The following is a 1558-nucleotide window of genomic DNA, read 5'->3' on the forward strand; positions in this document are numbered from 1 at the left end:
GTGCGTTCATTGCCGGGAATGAAGCGCGAGGAGAGTACCACCGTGTCGCCCGGCTCCACCCGCGCGCGCGGATGCGCGTCGGCGGCGATTCGCACCAGCGCCGAAAGCGGCTCGCCCTGGCTGCCGCTGGCGAGAAAAGTCAATTTGCGCGATTCGAGGAATTCCGCCTCGGCCGGGTCGATATAGGTGCCGGGCGCGAACGGTAACTGGCCGAGTTCCAGGCCCAGTCGAACGCTTTCGGCCATCCGGCGCCCCAACGGCACTACCCGCCGCCCCATCTCGCGCGAGACCTCGGTCAGCTGGCGCATGCGATGCAGATGGGAGGAAAACACCGAGAGAAAAAACTTACCGCGGCTGCGCGACACGATCTCGCGCAACACAGGCTTTAACGAACTCTCCGCGCCCGAGCGCCCGGTACGCTCGACGTTGGTGGAATCCGACATTAGAAGTGCGACGCCTTGAGCACCCAATTCGGCGAAGCGTTCGTGGTCGAAGAATTCGCCGTCGATCGGCGTCGGGTCGATCTTGAAATCCCCGCTGTGCACGATTAGCCCGGCCGGAGTCGCGATCGCGAGCGCCACCGCGTCGGGCGTCGAATGGGTGACGCGGATCGGTTCGACGCCAAATGGGCCGAGCTCGAAGCGGCGGCGAGGCTCGATCGTGTTCATGCGCGCGCCGATCAAGCCCTCCTGGTGGAGGCGGCGGCGCGCAAAGGCCAGCGTCACCGCGGTGCCATAGACCGGCAGGTTGAAGCGGCGCAACAGATGCGGCAGCGCGCCGACGTGGTCCTCATGAGCGTGGGTCAGAACGACGCCGAGAATTTCGAGGTGACTCTGCTCGAGGTAGGCGAGATCAGGCGCCAGCACGCCGAGTCCGAGCGTGCGCTCTTCGGGGAACATTACCCCGGCGTCGATTACGATCGCACGTCCGGCGCATTCGAGCACCGTCAGATTGAGCCCGATTTCGCCGAGCCCACCTAAAGGCACGATCCTGACCGACGAAGATGTCAATTCGTGGGATGCCATCACCCTGAACCCCACCTCACCCGACCACCGCTGGCGATTATATAAAGCCCCCGGCAACGGCGAAAGCGGCGCCGGGAGCGGCCCGAAGCGCCAATCGGAGGCTTCCAGAGCTGTGTCAGCATATCAACAGCCGGTGGATTCGCCTCGATCCGGGCGGTTGCGCCGGATGCGCGCCAGCGTTAGGTTTCGAGCGTAGGGAAGATTTAGAGATTCTGCCAAAGGTGCATGCGAGTCGGAGAGCTTCTCGCCTAAACCACGATGTCAGTAAACAAAGTCATTCTGCTCGGCAATCTCGGACGCGATCCCGAAGTGCGCTACCTGCCCTCGGGGCAGCCAGTCGCCAATTTTTCGGTGGCGACCAGCGAGCGCTTCAAGGGACGCGACGGCACCAACAAGGAATCCACCGAGTGGCATAACATCGTCGTCTACGGCAAACAGGCCGAGCTGTGCAGCCAGTATCTGAAGAAGGGGCGGCAGGTCTATATCGAAGGGCGCTTGACCACGCGGCAGTGGGAAGCCAAGGACGGGACCGG

The 1558-nt window shown here is 63.5% G+C and carries 2 protein-coding genes; one reads left to right on the forward strand and one right to left on the reverse strand.

The features are described 5' to 3' along the window. Positions 1 to 1025, reverse strand: a 1025-nt coding sequence (locus VGK20_08640; GenBank protein HEY2774104.1) for a ribonuclease J, incomplete at its 3' end; no start/stop codon positions are given. 258 nt (positions 1026 to 1283) lie between these two features. Here VGK20_08640 and ssb point away from each other — a divergent pair. Next, the coding region (gene ssb / locus VGK20_08645; protein HEY2774105.1) for a single-stranded DNA-binding protein at positions 1284 to 1558 on the forward strand (275 nt) is incomplete at its 3' end.

The organism is Candidatus Binatia bacterium (genome assembly GCA_036493895.1).
Lineage (GTDB): Bacteria > Desulfobacterota > Binatia > UBA1149 > CAITLU01 > DATNBU01.